This window comes from Streptomyces sp. JW3 (assembly GCF_052216785.1).
GTDB lineage: Bacteria > Actinomycetota > Actinomycetes > Streptomycetales > Streptomycetaceae > Streptomyces.
The window spans coordinates 1-243 of record NZ_JBQOUX010000328.1; the positions used below are offsets into that span (position 1 = coordinate 1).

Below are 243 nucleotides of genomic sequence, written 5' to 3' on the forward strand. Positions count from 1 at the left end.
GCGACGAACAGCGCGCCGATGACGACCATCAGCAGCTCGGTGCGGGTGGTGATGGACAGACCGGCCAGCATGCCGCCGAGGGCGAGCGATCCGGTGTCGCCCATGAAGATCTTGGCGGGCGCGGCGTTCCACCACAGGAAGCCGATGCAGGCGGCGGCGGCCGCCGCGCAGACCAGCGCGAGGTCGAGGGGGTCGCGCACGTTGTAGCACCCGGGTCCGGGGCTGGTGGCGCAGGCGTTGCGG

The 243-nt window shown here is 72.4% G+C and carries 1 pseudogene; it reads right to left on the reverse strand.

Annotated elements, in window-relative coordinates:
• Positions 1-243: pseudogene (locus ACTT8P_RS38700) on the reverse strand (phospho-N-acetylmuramoyl-pentapeptide-transferase); the annotation flags it as partial.